18 protein-coding genes are annotated in these 21036 nt (G+C 73.3%); 3 read left to right on the forward strand and 15 right to left on the reverse strand.

The annotated features are described in order from the left end of the window. Positions 1-44: 44 nt before the first annotated feature. The 7 genes from HGA03_RS18580 to HGA03_RS00735 are packed head-to-tail and all read right to left on the reverse strand — an operon-like array spanning position 45 to position 7705. A complete protein-coding gene (locus HGA03_RS18580; protein ID WP_168628304.1) occupies positions 45-524 on the reverse strand; it encodes a CAP domain-containing protein in 480 nt (159 codons plus the stop codon). After that, positions 521-1756 (reverse strand): MATE family efflux transporter, encoded by a 1236-nt coding sequence (locus HGA03_RS00710; RefSeq protein ID WP_168628305.1) that lies wholly within the window; start codon positions 1754-1756, stop codon positions 521-523. The genes HGA03_RS18580 and HGA03_RS00710 overlap by 4 nt, the downstream gene beginning before the upstream one ends. Beyond that, positions 1753-3114, reverse strand: coding sequence for a hypothetical protein (locus HGA03_RS00715; RefSeq protein ID WP_168628306.1), 1362 nt, complete (start codon positions 3112-3114; stop codon positions 1753-1755). Before HGA03_RS00715 ends, HGA03_RS00710 begins: the two co-directional genes overlap by 4 nt. Continuing rightward, positions 3111-4187, reverse strand: coding sequence for a polysaccharide pyruvyl transferase family protein (locus tag HGA03_RS00720; RefSeq protein WP_168628307.1), 1077 nt, complete (start codon positions 4185-4187; stop codon positions 3111-3113). Before HGA03_RS00720 ends, HGA03_RS00715 begins: the two co-directional genes overlap by 4 nt. Then, a complete protein-coding gene (locus HGA03_RS00725; RefSeq protein WP_168628308.1) occupies positions 4184-5212 on the reverse strand; it encodes a glycosyltransferase family 4 protein in 1029 nt (342 codons plus the stop codon). The genes HGA03_RS00720 and HGA03_RS00725 overlap by 4 nt, the downstream gene beginning before the upstream one ends. Beyond that, on the reverse strand, positions 5209-6210 hold the full coding sequence (locus HGA03_RS00730) for a glycosyltransferase (RefSeq protein ID WP_168628309.1): 1002 nt from the start codon (positions 6208-6210) through the stop codon (positions 5209-5211). Before HGA03_RS00730 ends, HGA03_RS00725 begins: the two co-directional genes overlap by 4 nt. A gap of 10 nt (positions 6211-6220) precedes the next feature. Continuing rightward, entirely contained in the window at positions 6221-7705 is a 1485-nt protein-coding gene (locus tag HGA03_RS00735; RefSeq protein ID WP_168628310.1) for a sugar transferase, read from the reverse strand. A 521-nt stretch (positions 7706-8226) separates the two neighbouring features. On the opposite strand from HGA03_RS00735, the gene HGA03_RS00740 reads away from it, so the two are divergent. Continuing rightward, entirely contained in the window at positions 8227-9819 is a 1593-nt protein-coding gene (locus HGA03_RS00740; RefSeq protein WP_168628311.1) for a tyrosine-protein kinase domain-containing protein, read from the forward strand. 451 nt (positions 9820-10270) lie between these two features. Here the strand turns inward: HGA03_RS00740 and HGA03_RS00745 are convergent, their stop codons facing one another. Beyond that, complete coding sequence (locus tag HGA03_RS00745; protein WP_168628312.1) at positions 10271-10801, reverse strand: peptidase; 531 nt, start codon at positions 10799-10801, stop codon at positions 10271-10273. Between the two features lie 33 nt (positions 10802-10834). Then, positions 10835-12547, reverse strand: coding sequence for a DUF4012 domain-containing protein (locus tag HGA03_RS00750; RefSeq protein ID WP_168628313.1), 1713 nt, complete (start codon positions 12545-12547; stop codon positions 10835-10837). 195 nt (positions 12548-12742) lie between these two features. Here HGA03_RS00750 and HGA03_RS00755 point away from each other — a divergent pair, with 195 nt between their 5' ends. After that, positions 12743-13330, forward strand: coding sequence for an arsenate reductase/protein-tyrosine-phosphatase family protein (locus HGA03_RS00755; protein ID WP_239073473.1), 588 nt, complete (start codon positions 12743-12745; stop codon positions 13328-13330). A gap of 55 nt (positions 13331-13385) precedes the next feature. Here the strand turns inward: HGA03_RS00755 and deoD are convergent, their stop codons facing one another. Both deoD and HGA03_RS00765 read right to left on the reverse strand, forming a co-directional pair. Continuing rightward, on the reverse strand, positions 13386-14108 hold the full coding sequence (gene deoD, locus HGA03_RS00760; RefSeq protein WP_168628315.1) for a purine-nucleoside phosphorylase: 723 nt from the start codon (positions 14106-14108) through the stop codon (positions 13386-13388). Positions 14109-14112: 4 nt separating this feature from the next. Then, positions 14113-14517: an FKBP-type peptidyl-prolyl cis-trans isomerase gene (locus HGA03_RS00765; RefSeq protein ID WP_168628316.1), complete on the reverse strand. Its 405-nt coding sequence runs from the start codon at positions 14515-14517 to the stop codon at positions 14113-14115. A gap of 160 nt (positions 14518-14677) precedes the next feature. On the opposite strand from HGA03_RS00765, the gene HGA03_RS00770 reads away from it, so the two are divergent. After that, complete coding sequence (locus HGA03_RS00770) at positions 14678-15925, forward strand: FAD-binding protein (protein ID WP_168628317.1); 1248 nt, start codon at positions 14678-14680, stop codon at positions 15923-15925. A gap of 40 nt (positions 15926-15965) precedes the next feature. Here the strand turns inward: HGA03_RS00770 and HGA03_RS00775 are convergent, their stop codons facing one another. The 4 genes from HGA03_RS00775 to HGA03_RS00790 form a co-directional block, all read right to left on the reverse strand. Beyond that, on the reverse strand, positions 15966-16151 hold the full coding sequence (locus tag HGA03_RS00775; protein WP_168628318.1) for a CstA-like transporter-associated (seleno)protein: 186 nt from the start codon (positions 16149-16151) through the stop codon (positions 15966-15968). Then, entirely contained in the window at positions 16151-18472 is a 2322-nt protein-coding gene (locus HGA03_RS00780; protein ID WP_168628319.1) for a carbon starvation CstA family protein, read from the reverse strand. The genes HGA03_RS00775 and HGA03_RS00780 overlap by 1 nt, the downstream gene beginning before the upstream one ends. A 134-nt stretch (positions 18473-18606) precedes the next feature. After that, positions 18607-20004, reverse strand: coding sequence for a cystathionine beta-synthase (locus HGA03_RS00785; protein ID WP_168628320.1), 1398 nt, complete (start codon positions 20002-20004; stop codon positions 18607-18609). A 102-nt stretch (positions 20005-20106) separates the two neighbouring features. Then, positions 20107-21000, reverse strand: a complete 894-nt coding sequence (locus tag HGA03_RS00790; RefSeq protein WP_168628321.1) for a Bax inhibitor-1/YccA family protein — start codon at positions 20998-21000, stop codon at positions 20107-20109. Positions 21001-21036: the final 36 nt, after the last annotated feature.

Below are 21036 nucleotides of genomic sequence, written 5' to 3' on the forward strand. Positions count from 1 at the left end.
GGCGCTGCCCCGCGCGCGGGCCGATGAGGCCTGGGGTGCGAGGCTCAGTCCCCGGTCAGCACCAGCGCGCACAGCAGCTCGTCCCCGTCGCGCACGCAGCCGACTCCGGCGCCGGTCAGCTCCGGGTCGAGCAGGTTGTCCCGGTGCCCGGGTGAGGCGAGCCAGGCCTGCACCACGTCATCCGGCGCGGCTGCAGTGCGGCTGAGGTTCTCCGCGGCGAGGGCAGCCCCGCAGTCCGACAGCACATCGTCGAGCGGGGCGTGCACCAGATCCGCGCCGATCAGGCCGTCGGCCCGGGTGACCGCCGCGTCGGCGGCGCAGGCGGATCGGGCCAGGACCGGAAGGTCGTGTCCGGCCCGCACCGCGGCCACCGCATCCGTGAGCACCTCCGCGTACTGGTGCGGGTCGTCGATGCTGCCCGGGCCGGGCTCGCCGGTGCTGTTCGCGCTGCCCAGCACCAGCGCGCCGCCGGTGAGCGCCAGCCCCAGAGCGAGTAGCGCGACTCCGGTCCGGGACACAGTCACCGGCCCGGCACCGTGTCGGCCCGGGACATCCGCGCCGCCAGACCGCTGAGTGAAGCGGCGGTGATCAGCGACGCGATCGTCAGCGCGACGAACGCACCACGCGCCCCGCCGAGGGCAGCCCCCGCCCCTGCGCACGCGATGGTCACCGGGCCCATGACGGAGCGAACCCGGGTGGCCTGCCAGGTGACACGGCGGGCGCGCAGCACCACCCCGGGCACCACAGCGATGGCGGCGGCCAGCCGGCTGAGCCCGCACCACCAGATCAGCACGACAGCGTAGGACCAGGTGTCACCGAGCAGTGCAACCCCCCAGGAGTCGGGCAGCAGCGCGAACACGGCAGTCATCGCCCCGACCACCAGGAACGAGAGCGCCAGCATCGCGCCGATCGCTCGCCGCTCCGCGCGCCGATCGCCGGGGTGGTCGGCCATCCAGGCAGTCACCGAGGAACGGAAGAAGGCCAACACCACGTTGGTGGCGCCGAAGACGGTGATCAGTGACCGGAACGCCCCGACGTCTGCCAGAGACGCCGACAGGGCGACGAAGGCCATCGCCGCCCACTGCGACACCGCGCCCACGATCGCTTCCACCACGAACGCCGATCCCGAGCGCCAGGCGGCGGCGAACCACACCTGCGCCTGCCGGACGGACAAGGGGAGGCGCAGGGTCACGCACCGAGCGAGCGTGACCATCAGTGGCGCTCCGCCCCAGGCCAGCACGCAGAGCACGGGATCGCCGGTCCAGTGCGCCAGAACGGCGATCCCGGCGACCTGACCCGCCACCACCAGGACGTCCGAACGGACCAGAGGGCCGACCGCGGCGGTGCGCAGCCATCCGTGCCGCATCGCGTCCTGGCCCACGGGACCGAGCAACACCATCAGCGCCACACCGATCGCCCGGGTGGCATCCGACCCACCGACCAGCAGCAGCACGAGCCCGAGCAGGAGGAACGGCAGGCAGAGCAGCACCGCGGCGGCCAGTGCCGCCCGGTCCGGGTGATCGGGTTCCCCCGCCTCACGTCCCCGCAGCAGGATCAGCGGTTCGCCGATCAGGCCCCGCAGCACGGCGACCAGAGTCTGCCCGGTGACCAGCCCAGCGGACAGGGCACCCATCTGCGGCGCGGTCAGCGCCCGCGCACCGACGATGACGACCATCACCGAACCGAGGCTGACCAGAGCCTGGTCGGTCAGGCCGAACCACATGCTGGCCCGGCGTAGTCCGGCGGGAAGCCTCATCGCCGCACCTCCGAGCTCCCGGTCGCGCGCCGGAGCACCAGGGCGACCAGCAGGCACCCGAGCAGGGTCACGAGGAACCGGCCCTGCCCGAAGTAGGGCAGGCGGATGATCTCGAGCAGGCCGACATAGGAGACGGCGAAGACGATCAGCGCGACCGGACCGCCCCGCACCATCCGCCGGACGACGACTCCGAGGAACATCCCGAGCGCGGCGCAGCAGAGCACCAGACCGGCCACGCCGACGTCTCCGGCGACCACCACGAACGTCCCGGTGTTCACGAACTCGGGGTTGTTCTGCTGCTCCATCAGGCCCATCCACCAGTCCGGCACGCTCACACCGCCGAACGACGGGTCGCCCAGCAGGACGCGCGCGAGGCTGCCCACGACAGGCATGTCCCAGATCCCCTCGACCGGGTAGAACATCAGGTGTGTCCGGTCGGCCACCGCATCGTGGTAGACCGCGCTGTTGTTCACCGCGGTGCCGTAGTAGCCGAGCAGCCGGGCGGTCACGTACTCGGTGAAGGTGCCGCGACCACCGTCGGCGTGCGACGTCCAGCTCCGGGTCGACTCGAAGACGGCGAACAGACCCCACAACGCCGGCACGGCCGCCACCGGCAGCAGGCCGATCGCGATCCGCCGTCCGCGCCGGTGCGCCGGGACGGTCATCGCGAGCAGCAGCACCACCGGAACCGCCAACTCGATCAGGGCCAGCCGCTCGGCGTAGAGCAGGGCGCGCCCGAGGGCCAGCAGCAGCATCACCGGGATCGCCCAGCGGCGTCGTGATCGCCCGATCCGCCACAGCAGCACCGAGAGCGTGACCGCCACCGGAGCGAACTGGGTGAAGGTCGTCAGTCCGGTGATCGGGCGGGCTACCCGCTTGAGGGCGGTCACCGATCCGGGCTCCCCCGCCAGGACCGCCGCGACGTGGTCCACCGTGGCGCCGCCGAGCGCGGCGGAACCGACCCAGATCACGTAGGCAGCGATCACCAGGACAGCGAGCCAGAGTTCGAGCCGTTGCAGTGCCCGGGCGGCCCTCGCCGGGATGCGCACCGTCCAGTGCCGGACCAGGCCGTCCCGACCGGTGACCAGGACGAAGCCCAGCACGAGGGCGGCGACCCCGACCACCTGGAGTCGCATGTGCTCGGGCCCGAACACCCGGTTCACCTCCCAGACAGCGAAGTAGCTGTCCGGAGCACGCAACGTCCACCAGGCCACGCCGAGGGCGAGCAGCACGACCGGCACCATCGGCATCGCCCACCAGGGAAGCCTCAGCTCCAGGGTCGCCGCGTCCGGGCCGCCGTCGGGCTCGACGGGGTTCGCCGGGGCGGTCGGCCGAGGACCGGACCGCAGCATCGTCATGACCGCTGTCGCCGCCCCGCCGCCGCCCGCAGCCGCTCCACCAGCTCCACCCGGACCCACGGCATCCGCTCCAGGCGCGCCATCAGCCGGTCGTCGTACTCCTCCCGGACCCGCGGGTCGGTCAGCAGCGCCCGGGCCTGGGCGGCGACCAGTTCGGGGTTGAGGTCACGGCTGTTGTGCACGTACTCCGGCAGCCCGAGGTCCTCGAAGGCGCCGAAGCCCTTGCGCTCGTAGGCGGTGTGGATCACGTAGTGCCCGGCCTCCAGTGCCATCAGCGCGCCGTGCAGCCGCATGGCGACCACCACCCGGCGGGGTGCGGAGGCGGGCGGATTGACCAGCTCGGCGCGGCCGACCACCCGGCGCGGACCGAGAGAGTCCATCGGGCCGGTGTCGTCGTTCCCGCGCACCGCGCTCTGCACGTAGCCGTCGAACTCGCCGAGTGCGTCGGCCAGCTGGTGCATCGGGCCGGGCACCTCGCCGCGGACCGCGCGGACGGACAGGATCGGCATCGGGTCGATCTGCCCGGGGTCGCGGCGGGCGTAGGAACCGGCGCTGATCGCCAGGTCCGGGACCCGGTGCAGCACCGGGCGGTTGCCGAGTTCGGCGATGCTGCGCGGGTCGCGGAGCAGGACGGCGTCCAGCCGGGACATCAGCCGGCCGGTGAGCCGGGGCGGCACCCAGCGCAGCGGGCCGATGCTCTGCGGCAGGTACACGGTGCCGGAGCCGCGGCGGATCGCGGCCAGCAGTTGCGGGCCGTGCACCAGGGCCATCTTGGCGGTCTCGACCGGGTGCCCGGCACGCAGGTAGCCGCCGCCGACCGCGACCACCAGGTCGTAATCCCGGATCCGGCGCAGGGCGCGGCGGTAGTCCGGGTCCCAGCCGCGGCGGGTCGGCTGGGAGCAGAGCAGCCGGTCGACCCGGCGCTCGTGGAAGGACTCCGGATCGGAGGCGATCAGGGTGATGTCGGCGTCGTTGCCCAGCGCCTCGCGCACCAGGTCGAGCGTGAGGTCGACCAGCAGGCCGTCCCCGGCGTTGTGGGCGCTGTAGCCGTGCAGGACCAGGACCCGGGTCATCCGGCCAGCTCCCGGTAGACGGCCAGGTGGGCCGCGATGCTCTGCTCCCAGTGGAAGGTCCCGGCCCACTGCGGGCCGGTCGAGCGGGACATGGTGAGCCACTCCTGCGCGAGTGCGGCGGAACGGACCCCGGCGGCGATCGCGGCCGGGTCCAGGCCGGGCAGTTCCCAGGCCGGCCCGGCGACCTCGGCCAGCGCGCCCTCGCGGGAGGTCACCACCGGGGCGCCGGCCGCCATCGCCTCCAGCACCGGGAAGCCGAAGCCCTCGTAGCGGCTGGGGAAGACGAACAGCGTGCAGCGCTGCATCAGGGCGATCTTGTCCGACTCGCTCACGAAGCCGAGGTTGTGCACGGTGTCGGTGCGCTCGATCAGGGCGAGCGCCTCCTCGAAGCCCCAGGCCGGCTTGCCGGCGATCAGCAGCGGCAGGTCGAGCTCGCGCAGCTCCGGGCGGTCGAAGGCACGGACCAGGTCGGCGATGTTCTTGCGCGGCTCGATGTTGCCGACGTACAGCGCGAAGCGCTCCGGCACCCGCTCCGCCAGCTCCGGCGACAGCACCTCCGGCGTGGCGAAGCGGGCGTGGTCGATGCCGTGCGGGATGACGGTGATCGACTCCTCCGGGATGCCGAACACGGCGGCGACGTCCCGGGCGCCCGCCTGGGAGACGGTCAGCACCCGGTCGCAGTGCCGGATCGCCTGCGCGACGCGGCCGCGCCAGATCCGCTCGGCCAGTGGGCTGCGCACTCCGGGCGCCCAGCGGCTGGCCACCCCGTGCACGGTGACTGCCGACGGGCGCACGGTGTCCCGCAGCGGGCCGGTGTCGGCGGTGTAGTGCAGGACGTCGCCGGGTTCGCCGGCCGCGGTGGCGGTCCGGGTCTCCTGGTAGGCGGTCAACAGCGGGTGGCGGCCGTAGGGCATCCGGTCGACGGTCACCCCCTCGGCGGCCAGGCCGTCGGCGAGGCGGCGGGCGTAGGTGGTGTTGCCACCCACGTGGCGGTCGAGGATGCGACCGGGCATGAGGACTCTCATCGGAGGTTCTCCAGGATTGGCGTGTATAGGGTCAGTGCCGCGTCGTGCAGGGCCTGCGGGGTGTGCCGGGCGGCCAGTGCGGCGGCGCGCGCCCGGACCCGCTCCAGCTCGGCCGGGTCGGTGAGCGCCCGGACGACGGCCTGCGCGGCCGGTTCGGGATCGCCGACCAGCGGCAACCAGGAGCCGTGCAGCGCCGGGATGTCCCGGGCCAGCACCGGCAGCCCGGTGGCGACCGCGTCCAGCACGCTGAGCGGGAAGCCCTCGTAGCGGGCGGTGTGCAGGTAGAGATCGGCCTCGGCCAGCGCGTCGGCCAGTGCCCCGGCGTCCAGCCAGCCGGAGACCTCGATCCCGGCGGCGGCCAGCCGCTCCTCGGCCGCGGGCTCCCCGGCGCCGAGCCAGCGGAACCGCAGTTCCGGGGCCGCGCACCGGGCGGCCGTGGCGACCGCGATCAGGTAGTCCGGGTCCTTCTGGGCGCACACCCGGCCGGCCATGACGACCAGCGGCGGGCCGGAACGGTCACCGCCGGCGAGCGCGGGCCGGACCGAGGCGATGTTCGGCAGCACCGGGACCGGCATCCCAGCCGGGGCGATCGCGGTGGCCAGCCGGTGCTCGTGCGGGGACAGCGCGACCAGCGCCGCGGTGTGCCGGGCCAGCAGCCGTTCCACCGGGCGGGTGGCCGCGGCGAGCAGGCCGGGTCGTTCGAAGCGGAACCCGTGCGGCTGGTAGACCACCGGGACGCCGAGCGGCCGCAGCCGCCCGTACACCCCGGCCCAGCTCGAGTGCAGGTGCACCAGGTCCGGGCGTAGTTCCCCGACGGCGGACCGCAGCAGCCCGGGGGCCGACGGCGAGTGCCCCGGCCAGGCCCGTGCGGAGGCGAAGCCGTCCACGCCGTTGGCGACCGGCCAGAGCACGTGGTGCTCCAACTCGGGGGTGTAAGCCGCCAGGTCGCGGATCGCCCGGGGCACTCCCCCACCGGCGCACTCGGTGACGTGCAGCACCCGTCCTCGGTCAGTAGGCACCGTCGCCCCGCAGGACAACCTTCACCGTGCGGGCGAGGATCAGCAGGTCGGTCAGCGGCGTCCAGTTCTCCGCGTAGTACACATCGGCCCGGATGCCGTCGTCGGCGCTCAGCTCGGAGCGCCCGGACACCTGCCACAGGCCGGTCAGCCCGGGCTTGACCCGCAGCCGGCGCCGGGCGGCGCGGTCGTACTGCGCCACCTCCCGGTCGATCTGCGGGCGCGGGCCGACCAGGCTCATCTCCCCGCGCAGCACGTTGAACAGCTGGGGCAGCTCGTCCAGCGAGTAGGTGCGCAGCACCTTGCCGATCCGGGTGACCCGCGGGTCGTCCTTGAGCTTGTAGAACATCGGGATCTCGGTGTGGCCCTCGGCGGCGAGCACCTCGGCCAGCGCACTGTGCGCGTCCACCACCATCGAGCGGAACTTGATCATCGGGAACGGGCGGCCGTCGCGGCCGATCCGCTGCTGGCGGTAGAACACCGGCCCGGGCGAGGTGAGCTTCACCGCGGCGGCCAGCACCAGCAGCACCGGCGATGCCAGGACCACCAGCACGGCCGCGGCCAGCCAGTCGCCGACCGACTTCACCACGTAGCGCGCGCCGGTGAACTTGGGCGGGCAGACGTACAGCAGCGGCATCCCGGCCACCGGCTGCACCAGCATCCGCGGACCGGCGACCCCGGTCAGCGACGGGGCGACCGCCAGGTCCACGCCGGTGCCCTCCAGGTCCCAGCCCAGATCGCGCACCCGGCCGGCGGTCATCGCGTCGGCACCGCAGATCGCGACCACCCGCGCGCCGAGTGCCACCGCCGCGTCGGCGACCTGGTCCGGCCCACCGACCACCGGCACCCCGGCGAGCAGGTCCCCGGCCGTCCGGTCGCAGGTGGTGCACACCCCGAGCACGTCGTACCCGGAGGCGCGGCCGAGTTCCTCGATCAGGTCGGCGGCCTTGTCCCGCGGACCGACCACCAGGACGCCGGGGCGTCCCCAGCCGGCCCGCCGGCGACGGCGCAGCCAACACCGCCAGCCGTACCGACCGGTCAGCAGCAGCGCGATGCCGAGCGGAGCGGCCAGCGCGATGTACCCGCGGCTGATCTCCATCTGCAGCACCGAGGTGCACACCGCCAGCCCGCCGAACAGCCAACCGCTCGCCCGCAGCACCCGCAGGTACTCCGCCGGCCCGCTGCCGATCAGGCGAGGGTCCCGGCTGCCCAGCCCGGCGAGCAGCACGATCCAGATCACCGCCAGCGCCACCGACAGGGCGAGGTAGCTCGGCGAGAACCCGCCGGACACGACGGCCAGGACGTTGCCCTCGAACCGGATCACGTAGGCGACCGCGACGGCCACCACCACGGCGGCGACGTCGGTGAGCAGCACCCGGCGGGTGTAGACCGCGATCGGATCGGGCGTCGTGCCGGCCGGGACGGTGACGGGAGCGGGTTGCAGGTCAGATGTCCGGGGCTCGGCGTGGGCGGTCATCGGGTGGACTCCGCGGCGAGGGGGCACCGGGGCGACTGGGACATGAGGGCCTCGCTGGGGCGGGAGGGCAAGGGCTCCGCTAGTCGAACCGGAGCCGCCCCGGCTGACGGCGGGATCGGTCACGGGTGCGGACCGGCGGTCACCGACCGGGGGTCCGCCGGAGCCGAATGCGGGGCCCGGAACCGGCAGTGCGGGCGATCCGCCCCGGTACTCCTCCGAATCTGGCTGAATCCACCTTTCGGGCGAGTCCGCCACCGTCCGACGCCACTCCCCACCACTCAACGCGCACCCCGAATCACGCCCTCACCACTCAGCGCATGGCACTCCTGCCCGCCATCGAGCGCCGGTCACCACTCAGCGGTCGGGAGTCGCCGACGGATCCCCCACTCTGGGGAGACCGCGACGAGACCCCGGCGATGCGCACGGTCCGACAACCACGCCCGTCCGGACATCGCGGACGCACCGGCCCGTGCGCGGCGGTCCTCCCGCAGCAGGGCCATCCCCCGAGCTGAGGAACCGTCGTGGATCTGCGCGCACACTTGGACCTGGTCCGTCGCCGCTGGTGGTCGATCACCGCCTGCGCAGCCCTGGGCCTGGCGGCAGCCGTCGCGCTCAGCATGGTCGCCACCCCGGTGTACACCGCCAGCGCGCAGCTCTACGTCTCGGTGCGCGGCGGGACCACCAGCAACGACCTGGCGCAGGGCGCGAACTTCACCCGCCAGCAGGTGACCTCCTACACCAACCTCGCCGGCAGCCCCCTGGTCCTGGAACCGGTGATCGCCGAGCTCGGCCTCACCGACGATGTCCAGGAGCTGGCCGCGCGGGTGCGCGCCGAGTCCCCGGTCAACACCTCGCTGATCACGATCACCGTCAGCGACTCCGACGCCGCCGGTTCTGCCCGGACCGCCGACGCGGTCGCCGAGCAGTTCATCGAGGTGATCGACGACCTGGAGGCGCCGACCACCGGCGGAGAGTCGCCGGTCCGGGTGACCGTGGTGCGCGAGGCGACCGAACCCACCGGCGCCAGCTCCCCCGACCTGCGGACCAACCTGGTCCTCGGCCTGCTGCTCGGCCTGGTGGCCGGAGTGGCGATCGCCGTCCTGCGCGAACTCCTCGACACCCGGGTCCGTTCCGAGTCGGATCTGGCCCGGGTGACCGAGGTGCCGGTGGTCGGCTCGATCACCGCCGACCCGGACGCCCCGCGCCACCCGCTCGTTTTCGGCCGCGACCGCCAGGGCCGGCGGGCCGAGGAGTACCGGCGACTGCGGACCAACGTGCAGTTCCTGGACGTGGACGGGCCGCTGCGCTCGGTCACCGTCACCTCGTGCCTGCCGAGCGAGGGCAAGTCCACCACCACGATCAACCTCGCCCTGGCCCTGGCCGACGCTGGGGTCCGGGTGGCCCTGGTGGACGCCGACCTGCGCCGTCCTGCCGTCGCCGACCAGCTCGGCCTGGAGGGGTCGGCCGGCCTGACCACCGTCCTGGTCGGACGCGCTCAGCTGGACGACGTCCTGCAGCCCTGGGGCGGCACCAGCCTGACCGTGCTCACCGCCGGCCAGATCCCGCCGAACCCCAGCGAACTGCTCGGCTCCCGCGCGATGTCCACCTTGCTGGCCGAGCTCACCGCGCGGGTGGACGTGGTCCTGATCGACAGCCCGCCGCTGCTCCCGGTCGCCGACGCGGTGGTGCTGTCCACCCTCACCGAGGGCACCCTGCTGGTCGCCCAGAGCCACCGGGTGCACCGTCAGCAGCTCGGCGAGGGGCTGGCCGCCCTGGAGGCGGTGGGCGCCCGGGTGCTGGGCGTGGTCCTCAACCGGGCCCGTACCCGCGGCGACTCCGACGCCTACGGCTCCTACGCCGCCGAGCCCGCCGCACCCGCCAGCCGCTCCGGTGGCCACCGCGCCGAGCGCCAGGAGTCCCGCGCCGCGTCCGGACGCCGCTCCCGCCGCGCCGGGGTCGAGCCCGCGCAGCCGACCGCCGCACAGCCCGTGCTGCCGGCGATGCCCGCAGCCCTCCCGCCCGCGTCCGACGGCACCGAGCCACGACTCTGGCCGGGCGAGCCGCTGGGCGTCACGGCGCCCGGCGCGAAGCAGGGCGAACGGCGGGGCAGCTAGACGCGGGCGAACCGGCCCGGAGGGCTCCCGCCCCCTCGCAACGGCGCGAGAGTGGACCCGACCCGGCACATGACTGACGCGCCGGGTCACCGAACGGACCGCGCGATCATTCACACCGCGGTATGAGTCTGTCTCGGCAGCCCGCAGCTCCACCGTCCGGCCGCTGGGCGGGTCAGCGCACGAGCAGCAGGCTCTGGTCGCCCTCAGATCGGGGCCCGTCCCTGGTGTGCGTGGTCCGCGGCTCTCGCGCGCACCCCGGGAACTGCCCCAGCGCCGCCTCGCCGCGCCCGCCCGTTCCCCACCAGGCACGCCAACAGTGCCCGTCCTGCTCCACAAGAGCGGGACGGGCACTGTTGGGATCTGGGGCAGTCACGGGGTCGGGGCCCGTGTCCACCCTGGTACGGCCGGTGCGGCGGCGGACAGCCGCACCGGCCGGGTTTCAGTCCCCCGGTCAGTGCCCGCGGGCCGCGGCGCGGCGGCGCACCACCAGCACGGTGCCCACACCGGCCAGCACCAGACCGGCGGCGGCACCTGCGGCGGGCAGTGCCGCGGAGCCGGTGATCGCAAGGCCGGCGGTGTCGGCCGTGGCGACGTCGGTCACCACCAGGGTGTCGGTGCCGAGCACGGCGCCGGAGACGGTGTCGGTGATGGTGACCTGGTAGGTCCCGGCGGCCGACAGCGTCACGGTCCAGGACGCGGCGCCGGTGGCGTCGGTGGTCCGGGTGTGCGACCGGGTGCCGGCGATGGCGATCACCGAGTCGGGGTGCGAGGCGGGCTCGGAGGTGATCGTGAGCATCACCAGGGTGTTCGCGGGGCCACCCTGGAGCGAAACGGTCACCTCCTCACCGATGGCGGGGCGGGTGTCGGACACCGCGACGCCGGTCGGGTAGGCGTCGCTGCCGTAGCCGAACGCCGCGGTGGCGGGCAGCAGACAGATCGCGGCCGCGGTGGCGACCGCGGCGGCACTGCGTCGGATGTTCATCGTGTCTTCCTTCTTCCCGGGGAGAACGGCGGCTCACGGCGAGCACGCCGGACGTGTGGTGTGGACCGTGGCGGCGGTGGCGCCGGGGGTGACGCGCAGGTCGGTGGCCGGGGCACGGTCGGGGTCGGTGGCGACGGTGAGCGTGAGCTCGGTGCTGTCGCCGGGGGCGAGGGTGACGGTGGTGGCGAACACCGACCGGCCGTCGTGCAGGGTGGTGACGCCGCCCGCCTGGGCGCCGTCGAGCTGCATCCCGGACAGTCCCGACCCGGCGGGTGCGTAGATCAGCACGTTGGTCTGCAGCACGCCGGGGGCGGCCGGTCCGTCACCGCCGAGCACGTAGGCCGGCAGGGAGTCGGCGGCATCGGCGGGCACGGTGGAGGTCAGCCGCACGGTGACGGCGACCTCGCCGGCGGCGCAGTCCGGGTCGAGGGTGACCTCGGTGTCGAGGTAGTAGCCGAGCTTCGCCTGGGTACCGTCGTTGAGGTAGATGCCGATCTGCTCGGCGCCGGCAATCGCCCCGGACAACATGGTGCCGGTCAGCAACTCCTGCTCGGACCGGTGGCCGGACCAGACCAGGACCCGGCCCTGTCCGGCGGCGTCGGCGAGCGCGCTGACCAGCCCGGCCGGGTCGGCGGTGCCGCCGGTGACCGCGTCCAGCACGCCGGCGGCCGCAGTGGCGAAGTGCGCGTCCTGGGCGGCCGGGTCGTCGAACCGCTGGTAGACGGTGCTGAGCAGCTGCTCGACGGTGTCCTCCGACTGCAGCACGGTGCCGTCCGCCAGGGTCACCGGCCCGGTCACGCCGACCAGGGCGGCGACCACCACCGGGTCGACCGCGAGCACGCCGTCCACCTGCTGCCCGGTGTCCTGCTGCCAGAGCGCGGCGGCCAGTTCGCCGGTGCGCGGGAAGTCGGGGGTGGAGGTGACGTTGCGCAGGTCGGTGGCCAGCTCGGTGCCGAACAGCACCTGCTCGGCCTCGGTGAGCGGGAGCACCGGCTCGGCGGAGGCGACCGAGGCACCGGAGCGCTGGTCGAGGATCTGGATCGTGCCGCCCTCGGCGCGGAGCAGCAGCACCACGCCGGGGATGCCACCGGCGGCGCGCTGTTCGGCACTGTTCTGCACCAGCAGCAGATAGTCCCGCGGACCGTCGGCGCCCAGCATGGCGGGCAGCAGCTGCACCGCTCGGGCGGCGGTGGCGGTGGTCCCGGCGACGCCGGCCAGCTGGTCGTGCAGCTGGCGCACCGGCTGGGCGAGCTGGGGCAGCAGCGCGTCGGTGTCCAGCGCCTCGATCCGGTCCAGGGCGGAGCGGACCGCCGCGTCGCCGTCGACCACCTGGTCGGCGACCCCGGCCAGCGGTTCCAGGTCCACCCGGCCGTCTGGCAGCAGCAGGTCGGCGGGGTCGACCACCTCCACGGCGGTCAGCAGCGACGGCAGCCCGGTGCGGGACAGGTCGTCGGCGACCTCGGCGAGGGTACGGACCGCGGCCAGGTCGTCGCCGATCCAGGGCAGGGCGGTGGCGAGCCGCCAGTGCACGCCCGAGCTGAGCTCATGCGCCCGGCCGGTGTGCTCCTGCAGGGTGGTCAGGGTCCAGGCGGCCTCGACCGCGTCCCGGTCGGTCACCTGGCGCTGGAGCGTGGCGATCTGGTCGCCCGCCTCGGTCAGCTCACCCTTGATCCGCCACAGGTCGACGGCGGTCCAGCCGAGGGCACCCAGGGCGAGCACCAGCAGCCCGGCGATGCTCCACAGCACCGCCCGGCGGGGCGATCTCCGGCGTCCCCGGGTGTGCCGGACCCGGCCGCGGGCATGGCGAACCGGCGGCACGGCCGTGGACCCCGCGGTCTCACCCCGCGCCGTCACGCCAGGACCCTCCCGTGAGCAGCACGCCGCGACGGTAGGTCGCCGGTCGCCCCGTCACGGACGGACCTGTCGTGCATCATGGGCCGGGTGCCCCCGATCACGTGCCCCGAGAATCCGGGAGCGTTCCGCGTCCTGACGGTCTGCACCGGCAATATCTGCCGGTCACCGGCGGTCGAGCGACTGCTGCGCGCCGGGCTCGGTGCGGGGGTCGAGATCGGCTCCGCGGGTGTGCGGGCGATGACCGGGGACCCGATCCAGCCGCCGATGGTCGCCCTGCTGACCGCCGCCGGGGTGGACGGTGCCGGCTTCGCCGCGCGGCAACTGACCGCCCCGATGGCGCGGGAGGCCGATCTGGTGCTGGCGCTGACCCGGGCGCACCGCAGCGCGGTGGTCGAGCTGGCCCCGGCGGCGCTGCGGCGGACCTTCACCCTCCGCGAGTTCGCCCGGCTGCTGGCGGCGGTCGACCCGGCGGCACTGCCCCCGGCCGGCGCGGGTCCGGGCGCACGATTACGGGCGGCGGTGCCCCTGGCCGCGGCCCGGCGGGCACCGGTGACGGACCCGGCCGACGACGACGTGGTCGATCCCTATGGCGGGGACGACGCGCGCTACCGGGTCTCCTTCGACCAGCTGCTGCCCGCGGTGCGGCGGATCGTGGCCACCGCGACCGGCTCCTGAACACGACGGCGCCCGGCCACCCTGACCGGGTGACCGGGCGCCGCGACCAGCGGGATCAGGCCTGCGCGAACGCCGCCAGCCCGAGCTGGACGGCACGGTCGAACAGCCGCTCGCGCTCGGCGGCGGACAGCTCCTCGGCCCGGAACAGCAGGTCGGAGACCGAGCAGATCGCCAGCGCCTTCTTGTGCTCGCGGTCGGCGACGGCGTAGAGCCCGGCGGCCTCCATCTCCACCGCCAGGGTGCCGTGCTCGACCAGCCCGGCCCGCATCTCCGGCTCGTTGTTGTAGAACGAGTCCGAGCTGAACAGCGCCCCGGCGTAGACCGCACCACCGGCGCCGTCGGTGAGCCCTTGGGCGGCGGCGTACGCGGCGGTGGCCAGCCCGAAGTCCGGGGTCGCCGAGTAGTACGCGCCCGGCACCAGCCGGCGCAGCACGTCGGAGTCGGTGTGGGCGGCGGTGCCGATCACCACGTCGCCGACGTTGAGGTGCGGCGCCATCCCGCCGACGGTGCCGATCCGGATGATCCGCTCGACGCCGAAGAACCGGAACAGCTCGGTGGCGTAGATCGAGATCGACGGGATGCCCATGCCGGAGCCCATCACCGACACCGGCCGGCCCTGGTAGGTGCCGGTGTAGCCGAGCATGCCGCGCACCTCGGTCACCAGGCGGGCGTCCTCCAGCACGGTCTCCGCGATCCGCTTGGCACGGCGCGGGTCGCCCGGCATCAGGACGTCGGGCGCGAAGTCGCCGTTCTCCGCGGCGATGTGCGGGGTGGCCACGGCGTCAGTGGGTGGCGACGATGTCGACCACGAACACCAGGGTATCGCCGCCGCGGATGCCGGCCTGCGGCACGCCACGGTCGCCGTAGCCCAGGTGCGGCGGGATCGACAGCAGCAGGCGCGACCCGATCGGCTGGCCGACCAGGCCCTCGTCCCAGCCACCGATCACGGCGCCGACGCCGATCGGGAAGCTGATCGAGGAGCCGCGGTCGTAGGAGTTGTCGAACACCCCGCCGTTCCAGCTCTGGCCGAGGTAGTGCACCTCGATCTCGTCGCCGGCCTCGACCAGCGCACCGGTGCCGGGCTCGAGGACCTGCACCTCCAGCTCGGCGGGCGCGTCGCCCTCGGGGAAGGTCAGGGTCGGCTTTTCACCGAACGAACCGGTGGCCTGGGGCAGCGTGGCGGACATGGGGTGCTCCTCGCGGGATCGGATGCGCACGGTCGCCGTCCATCCTGCCCGCTCGGCACCCCCGGCCGCGAACGCATCGCCGCGGGCGGCGGCGATGGCCCGGGGTGGCGGGCCCGGGTTAGCGTCGGGCAGCCGACGAGGGCGAACGAGAGGGCGGGCGATGACGCTGACCACCTGGGCCGGGAACCTGGCCTACCACCACGACCGATTGCACCGGCCGACCAGCATCGAGCAGCTCCAGGACGTGGTGGCCGGTAGCGACCGGATCCGGGCGCTAGGCACCCGGCACAGCTTCAACGACCTGGCGGACACCACCGGCGACCTGGTGCAGCTGCATGGACTGCCGCCCCAGTTCGAGGTCGATGCCGAGGCCAGGACCGTCCTGGTCTCGGCGGGCGCGAGGTACGGGACGGTCGCGGAGGAGCTGGACCGGCAGGGCTGGGCGCTGGGCAACCTGGCCTCGCTGCCGCACATCAGCGTCGGCGGGGCGGTCGCCACCGGCACCCACGGTTCGGGCGACCGGTCCCGGAACCTGTCCGCGGCGGTCGCCGGCCTGGACCTGGTGACGGCGGACGGTGAGCTGCTGCGGCTGCGGCGCGGCGACGGGCTGCTGGACGGGGCGGTGGTCGGGCTCGGCGCGCTGGGCGTGGCGGTCCGGGTGTTGCTGGACATCGAACCGGCCTACGACGTGGCGCAGGAGGTGCACCTGGACCTGCCCTGGGCCGCGGTGCTCGACGACCTGGACGCGATCACCGGATCGGCGGACTCGGTCAGCCTGTTCACCGACTGGGTGGGCCCGGCGGTCCGGCAGGTGTGGCGCAAGACCCGATTGCCCCGCGGCGGGGAGTACCGGCGGCGGCCCGACCTGTTCGGCGCCCGGCCCGCCCCGGGACCGGTGCATCCCCTGCCCGGCATCGACCCGGTGCACTGCACCGAGCAGCTCGGCGTGCCCGGGCCGTGGCACCAGCGGCTGCCGCACTTCCGGCTGGACTTCACCCCGTCCAACGGCGAGGAGTTGCAGTCGGAGTACCTGGTGCCGCGGGCGAATGCGGTGCCGGCGATCGAGGCGATGCGCGGACTCGGACCGGTGATCGCGCCCCTGCTGCAGGTCTCCGAGGTGCGGACCGTCGCGGCGGACGACCTGTGGCTGAGCAGCGCGTCCGGCGGGGACCGGGTGGGCCTGCACCTGACCTGGCAGCCCCGGCAGGCGGAGGTCGAGGCCGTGCTGCCCGCGATCGAGGCGGCGCTCTACCCGCTGGGGGCACGCCCGCACTGGGGGAAGCTGTTCCACGCGGTGGACGGCCCGGCGAGCTGGGCGCGCTGGGACGACTTCCGGGCGCTGCGCGGGCGGCTGGACCCGGAGCGCGTGTTCGGCAACGGCTTCCTGACCCGGCACGGTCTGGACTGACGGTGGTGGCGCCCGGCGAGCCGGGCGCCACCACCGTCAGTCAGCAGCAGCCGGGGCCGGTGGCGCGGTCGTTCTGGCGGCGGCGCCAGAACTCCCGCTCCGACAGCAGCGGCTCGGCCGGGTGCACCGCCTGGTGCCGGGCGCGGTACCGGTCGTAGGCGGTATCGCCCATCAGCTCACGCACGTACCAGCGCACGGCGCGCGCCGCCCGGGCCAGCGCGGTCATCAGTGCCCGCCCGATCGACCGGCCAGCTCCGGCCGCAGCTCGGCGAACTCGGCCTCCACCTTGCGCTCCAGGGGCGAGGCGAGCAGGTGCGTCGGGGCGTAGAACTCCGAGACCGCCACCGGGTCCTCGCTGTCGCCGATCCCGCCCGGCGTGCGCAACGCGCGGACCACGGTCCGGATCGCCGCGACGAACACCAGCGACACCAGCAGCACGAACACGATCGACAGCGTGCCCTGGATCGCGGTGTTCCGGATCACCGCCTGGGCGTCCGCGAGCGCCTGCGGGTCGTCGATCCCGGCGGCCATCCGGTCCCGGTACAGCCGGTGCTGCGCCCAGTAGCCGATCTCCGGGTTGTCCGAGAACACCTTCTGGTAGGACGCGGTGTAGGTGACCGCGGTGTCCCAGGCGAGCGGGATCAACGGGATCCAGGCCCATCTGGCATAGCCCTTGCGGACCACCATCACCGTGACCAGCAGCAGGGCCACCGCGGCGATCAACTGGTTCGCGATCCCGAACAGCGGGTACAGCGTGCGGATGCCACCGAGCGGGTCGGTGACGCCCATCAGCAGCAGCGAACCCCAGGCAGCGACCACCACCGCAGTGCTCAGCCAGCCGCCCACCCGCCAGGACGGGTCGGAGAACCGCGGCACCCAGTTCCCGATCGCGTCGGAGAGCTGGAACCGCGCCACCCGGGTGACGGCATCGACCGCCGACAGGATGAACAGCGCCTCGAACATGATCGCGAAGTGGTACCAGAACGACATCATCCCGGCACCGCCGCCGACCTGGTGCAGGATGTTCGCCATCCCGACCGCCAGGGTGGGCGCGCCACCGGTCCGGGAGACCACCGAGGGCTCGCCGACGTCCGCGGCGACCTGCTCCAGCGCCTCGGCACCGGTCAGCGTCACCGGGTTGCCGTCGGCGTCCTCGGAGTCCCACTCGATGGTGACCGGGTTCCCGGCGGTGTCGGTCACCGCCAGTTCGGATATCGCGGCCTCGGCGCCGATCGTGGTGCCGCCGGTCATCGCGGCCGGCGCATTCATCGAGAAGTACACGCCCTGGTTCAGCGACACCGCCGCGGCCAGCGCCATGATCGCCACGAAGGACTCCATCAGCATCCCGCCGTAGCCGATCATCCGGACCTGCGACTCCTTCTGCACCATCTTGGGTGTGGTGCCGGAGGAGACCATCGCGTGCATCCCGGACAGGGCGCCGCAGGCGATGGTGACGAACAGGAACGGGAACAGCGACCCGGCGAACACCGGGCCCTCCCCGGTGGAGGCGAACTCGGTGACCGCCGGCATCTGGGCGATCGGCCGGACCAGCAGGATGCCCAGCGCCAGCACCACGATGGTGCCGACCTTCATGAAGGTGGACAGGTAGTCGCGCGGGGTGAGCAGCAGCCAGACCGGCAGCACCGCGGCGAAGAAGCCGTAGATCACCACGGCCCAGGTCAGGGTGACCGGCGACAGGTGCAGGTGCTCACCGAAGGAGCTCTCCGCGACCCAGCGGCCGCCGACGATCGCGGCGATCAGCAGCACGAAGCCGATCACCGACACCTCGGTGACCCGGCCGGGCCGGATGAAGCGCAGGTACAGCCCCATCAGCAGGGCGATCGGGATGGTGCAGCCGACCGAGAACACGCCCCAGGCGCTCTCCGCCAGCGCGTTCACGCAGACCATCGCCAGCACGGCCAGCACGATCATCAGCATCACGAAGACGACGATGATCGCCACCGTGCCGCCGAACTTGCCGATCTCGTCCCGGGCCATCTGGCCGAGCGACCGGCCACCGCGGCGCATAGAGAAGAACAGCACCAGCATGTCCTGCACCCCGCCGGCGACCACGACGCCGAAGATGATCCACAGCGTGCCGGGCAGGTACCCCATCTGTGCGGCCAGCACCGGCCCGACCAGTGGACCGGCCCCGGCGATCGCCGCGAAGTGGTGCCCGTACAGCACCCGGCGGTCGGTGGGGTCGAAGTCGCGGCCGTTGTCGACCCGCTCGGCCGGGGTGGCCCGCCGGTCGTCCGGCCGCATGATCCGCCGCTGCACGTACAGCGCGTAGAACCGGTACGCGATGGCGTAGGTCGCGACCGCGGTGACCACGAACCACAGGGTGTTGACCTGCTCGCCGCGCACCACGGCGAGCATCGTCCAGCCCACCGCGCCGACCAGCGAGATCGCCACCCACAGCACGATCCGGCCCGGCGTCCAGCGTTGCTTCGGCACCACCCCGACCGGGACGCCGTCGTCGGCGCGGAGGATCTGTTGTTCCTCCTCCGGGGTGTACGACCGTGCGGGCGCGCTTGCCTGCGACATGCCTGAGCTCCTTTGCTCGTTCGGGACAATCGGCCCTCGCACTGTGTCGAAGCGTGAGGTATTCGGCCACCCGTAACGTGCTGAAACGCCCAAGTCTGAGCGTCAGGAGCCGGTGGAATGAGGGGTAGAGCGCCTCAGCGTGTGAGGAAGGCCAGCAGGTCGTGCCGGGTCAGGACCCCCACCGGACGGCCGTCGTCGACCACCATCAGCGCGTCACCGGACTGCAACGCCTTCTGCGCGGACTCGACCGACTCCCCGGCACCGATCAACGGCAGCGGGGCGGCCATGTGCCGGTCCACCCGGTCGGACAGCTGCGCGGACCCGGCGAACACCGCGTCCAGCAGATCCCGCTCGGAGACCGAACCGGCGACCTCCCCGATCCGGACCGGGGGCTCGGCGCCGACCACCGGCATCTGCGAGACACCGAACTCGTGCAGGATCTCGATCGCGTCCCGGACGGTCTCGGTCGGGTGGGTGTGCACCAGCGCGGGCAACGAACCGTCCTTGGTCCGCAGCACGTCGCCGACCGTGGCGCCCTCGCCGCCGGCCAGGAAGCCGTAGGACCGCATCCAGGAGTCGTTGAAGATCTTGCCCAGGTAGCCGCGCCCGCCGTCGGGCAGCAGCACCACGATCACCGCCCGGGCCGCGGCGGCCGGGTCCTCCTGCTCCAGCCGGCGAGCCAGTCGCAGCGCCCCCTCGACCGCCATCCCGCAGGAGCCGCCGACCAGCAGCCCTTCCTCCCGGGCCAGCCGCCGGGTCATGGCGAAGGAGTCGGCATCCGAGACCGCGATGATCTCGTCCGGGACCGCCGGGTCGTAGGTGCTCGGCCAGAAGTCCTCGCCGACCCCCTCGACCAGATACGGACGCCCGTCGCCGCCGGAGTAGATCGAGCCCAGCGGGTCGATGCCGACCACCTGGACCGGGCCGGCGGCGCGGTCGGCGGACACGTCGTGCAGGTAGCGGCCGGTGCCGGTGATCGTGCCGCCGGTGCCGACCCCGGCGACGAAGTGCGTCACGGTGCCGTCGGTGTCCGCCCAGATCTCCGGGCCGGTGCTGTCGTAGTGGCTGGCCGGGCCGTTCTGGTTGGCGTACTGGTTCGGCTTCCAGGCGCCCTCGATCTCGGTGACCAGGCGGTCGGAGACCGAGTAGTAGGAGTCCGGGTGGTCCGGGGCGACCGCGGTCGGGGTGATGACCACCTCCGCGCCGTAGGCCCGCAGCACGTCGATCTTGTCCTTGCCGACCTTGTCCGGGCACACGAAGACGCAGCGGTAGCCCTTGCGCTGGGCGACCAGGGCCAGGCCGACGCCGGTGTTGCCGCTGGTGGGCTCGACGATGGTGCCCCCGGGCTGCAGCTCGCCGGACTGCTCGGCGGCCTCGATCATCCGCTCGGCGATCCGGTCCTTGGCCGATCCACCGGGGTTGAAGTACTCGACCTTGGCCAGGATCGTCGCCGACAGGCCGTCGGTCACGGTGTTCAGCTTGACCAGGGGGGTGTTGCCGACCAGGTCGGAGATGTGCTCGGCGTACTTCACCGCGGGTGGCTCCTGTCGGGAGGAAGACGGACGGGTGGGGGCGGACACACCGCGACCCCGGCGCTCAGCGTAGGCCGGGCGCCGGGGTCGTGGGGGAACGGGTCAGTCGCGACCCTGCAGGATCGCCAGGATCCGCAGGATCTCCAGGTACAGCCAGACCAGCGTGACGATCAGGCCGAAGGCGGCCGACCAGGCGAACTTGGCCGGGGCACCACCCTCGACGCCGCGCTTGATCGAGTCGAAGTCCATGATCAGGGTCGCCGCGGCCAGGCCGACCGCCACCAGACCGGCGATCACGCCGACCCAGCCGCCCCGCAGCGGGCCGAAGTCGCCCGGCATGAAGAACGACAGCACCAGGTTCAGCACGCTGAACGCCAGGTAGCCGACCATGGCGATCAGCAGCCAGCGGGTGAACTTGGGCGTGACGCGCACCTTGCCGGACTTGAACAGGAACAGCGCGGCCGCGAAGGTCGCCATCGTCCCGATGATCGCCTGCAGCACGATCGGCTGCGCGCTCTCCCGGGCGATGTAGACGTTCTGGAAGAAGTAGCTGATCCCGCCGAGGAACACACCCTGCGCCACCGTGTAGGCGATGATCAGCGGCGGGCTCGGGTTCTTCTTGAACGAGTTCACCAGGCCGAGCACCAGGCCGACGATGGCGCCGATGAACATCAGCGCGGGCATCTGCTCGGTGAGGTACCAGGACCCGGCGGCGACCACGACCAGCAGCGCGAGCAGCCCACCGGTCTTGACGATCACGTCGTCGTAGGTCAGCCGCCCGGTGTCCCGGGTGGTCGCCGACGGCGCCCCGTACATCTGGTCGAGCTGGGCGGCATCCACGGTGGAGGCCGGTCCGGACTGCTGCGGCTGGCCGGTGTAGTAGCCCTCCAGGTAGCCGGGCTGCGCGGGCGTACCCGGCTGACCGGCGCGCGCCGGCTGCTTGCGGGCGCGGGGGTCGCCGAAGACGGCGCTGTTGCTGAACACCGGGTTGCTCATGAGTCCTCCGGGTCGGTTCGGGTGTCGGACCGGCGA

The sequence above is a fragment of the Cellulomonas denverensis genome (genome assembly GCF_012396125.1).
GTDB lineage: Bacteria > Actinomycetota > Actinomycetes > Actinomycetales > Cellulomonadaceae > Cellulomonas > Cellulomonas denverensis.

Bases quoted from the DNA above. Each gene is read 5' to 3' on its own strand.
- HGA03_RS00780 (WP_168628319.1), bottom strand. From the start codon at position 18,472: ATGTCGCAGGCAAGCGCGCCCGCACGGTCGTACACCCCGGAGGAGGAA.
- HGA03_RS00790 (WP_168628321.1), bottom strand. From the start codon at position 21,000: ATGAGCAACCCGGTGTTCAGCAACAGCGCCGTCTTCGGCGACCCCCGC.
- HGA03_RS00710 (WP_168628305.1), bottom strand. From the start codon at position 1,756: ATGAGGCTTCCCGCCGGACTACGCCGGGCCAGCATGTGGTTCGGCCTG.
- HGA03_RS00745 (WP_168628312.1), bottom strand. From the start codon at position 10,801: ATGAACATCCGACGCAGTGCCGCCGCGGTCGCCACCGCGGCCGCGATC.
- HGA03_RS00735 (WP_168628310.1), bottom strand. From the start codon at position 7,705: ATGACCGCCCACGCCGAGCCCCGGACATCTGACCTGCAACCCGCTCCC.
- HGA03_RS00725 (WP_168628308.1), bottom strand. From the start codon at position 5,212: ATGAGAGTCCTCATGCCCGGTCGCATCCTCGACCGCCACGTGGGTGGC.
- HGA03_RS00770 (WP_168628317.1), top strand. From the start codon at position 14,678: ATGACGCTGACCACCTGGGCCGGGAACCTGGCCTACCACCACGACCGA.
- HGA03_RS00765 (WP_168628316.1), bottom strand. From the start codon at position 14,517: ATGTCCGCCACGCTGCCCCAGGCCACCGGTTCGTTCGGTGAAAAGCCG.
- HGA03_RS00775 (WP_168628318.1), bottom strand. From the start codon at position 16,151: ATGACCGCGCTGGCCCGGGCGGCGCGCGCCGTGCGCTGGTACGTGCGT.
- HGA03_RS00715 (WP_168628306.1), bottom strand. From the start codon at position 3,114: ATGACGATGCTGCGGTCCGGTCCTCGGCCGACCGCCCCGGCGAACCCC.
- HGA03_RS00720 (WP_168628307.1), bottom strand. From the start codon at position 4,187: ATGACCCGGGTCCTGGTCCTGCACGGCTACAGCGCCCACAACGCCGGG.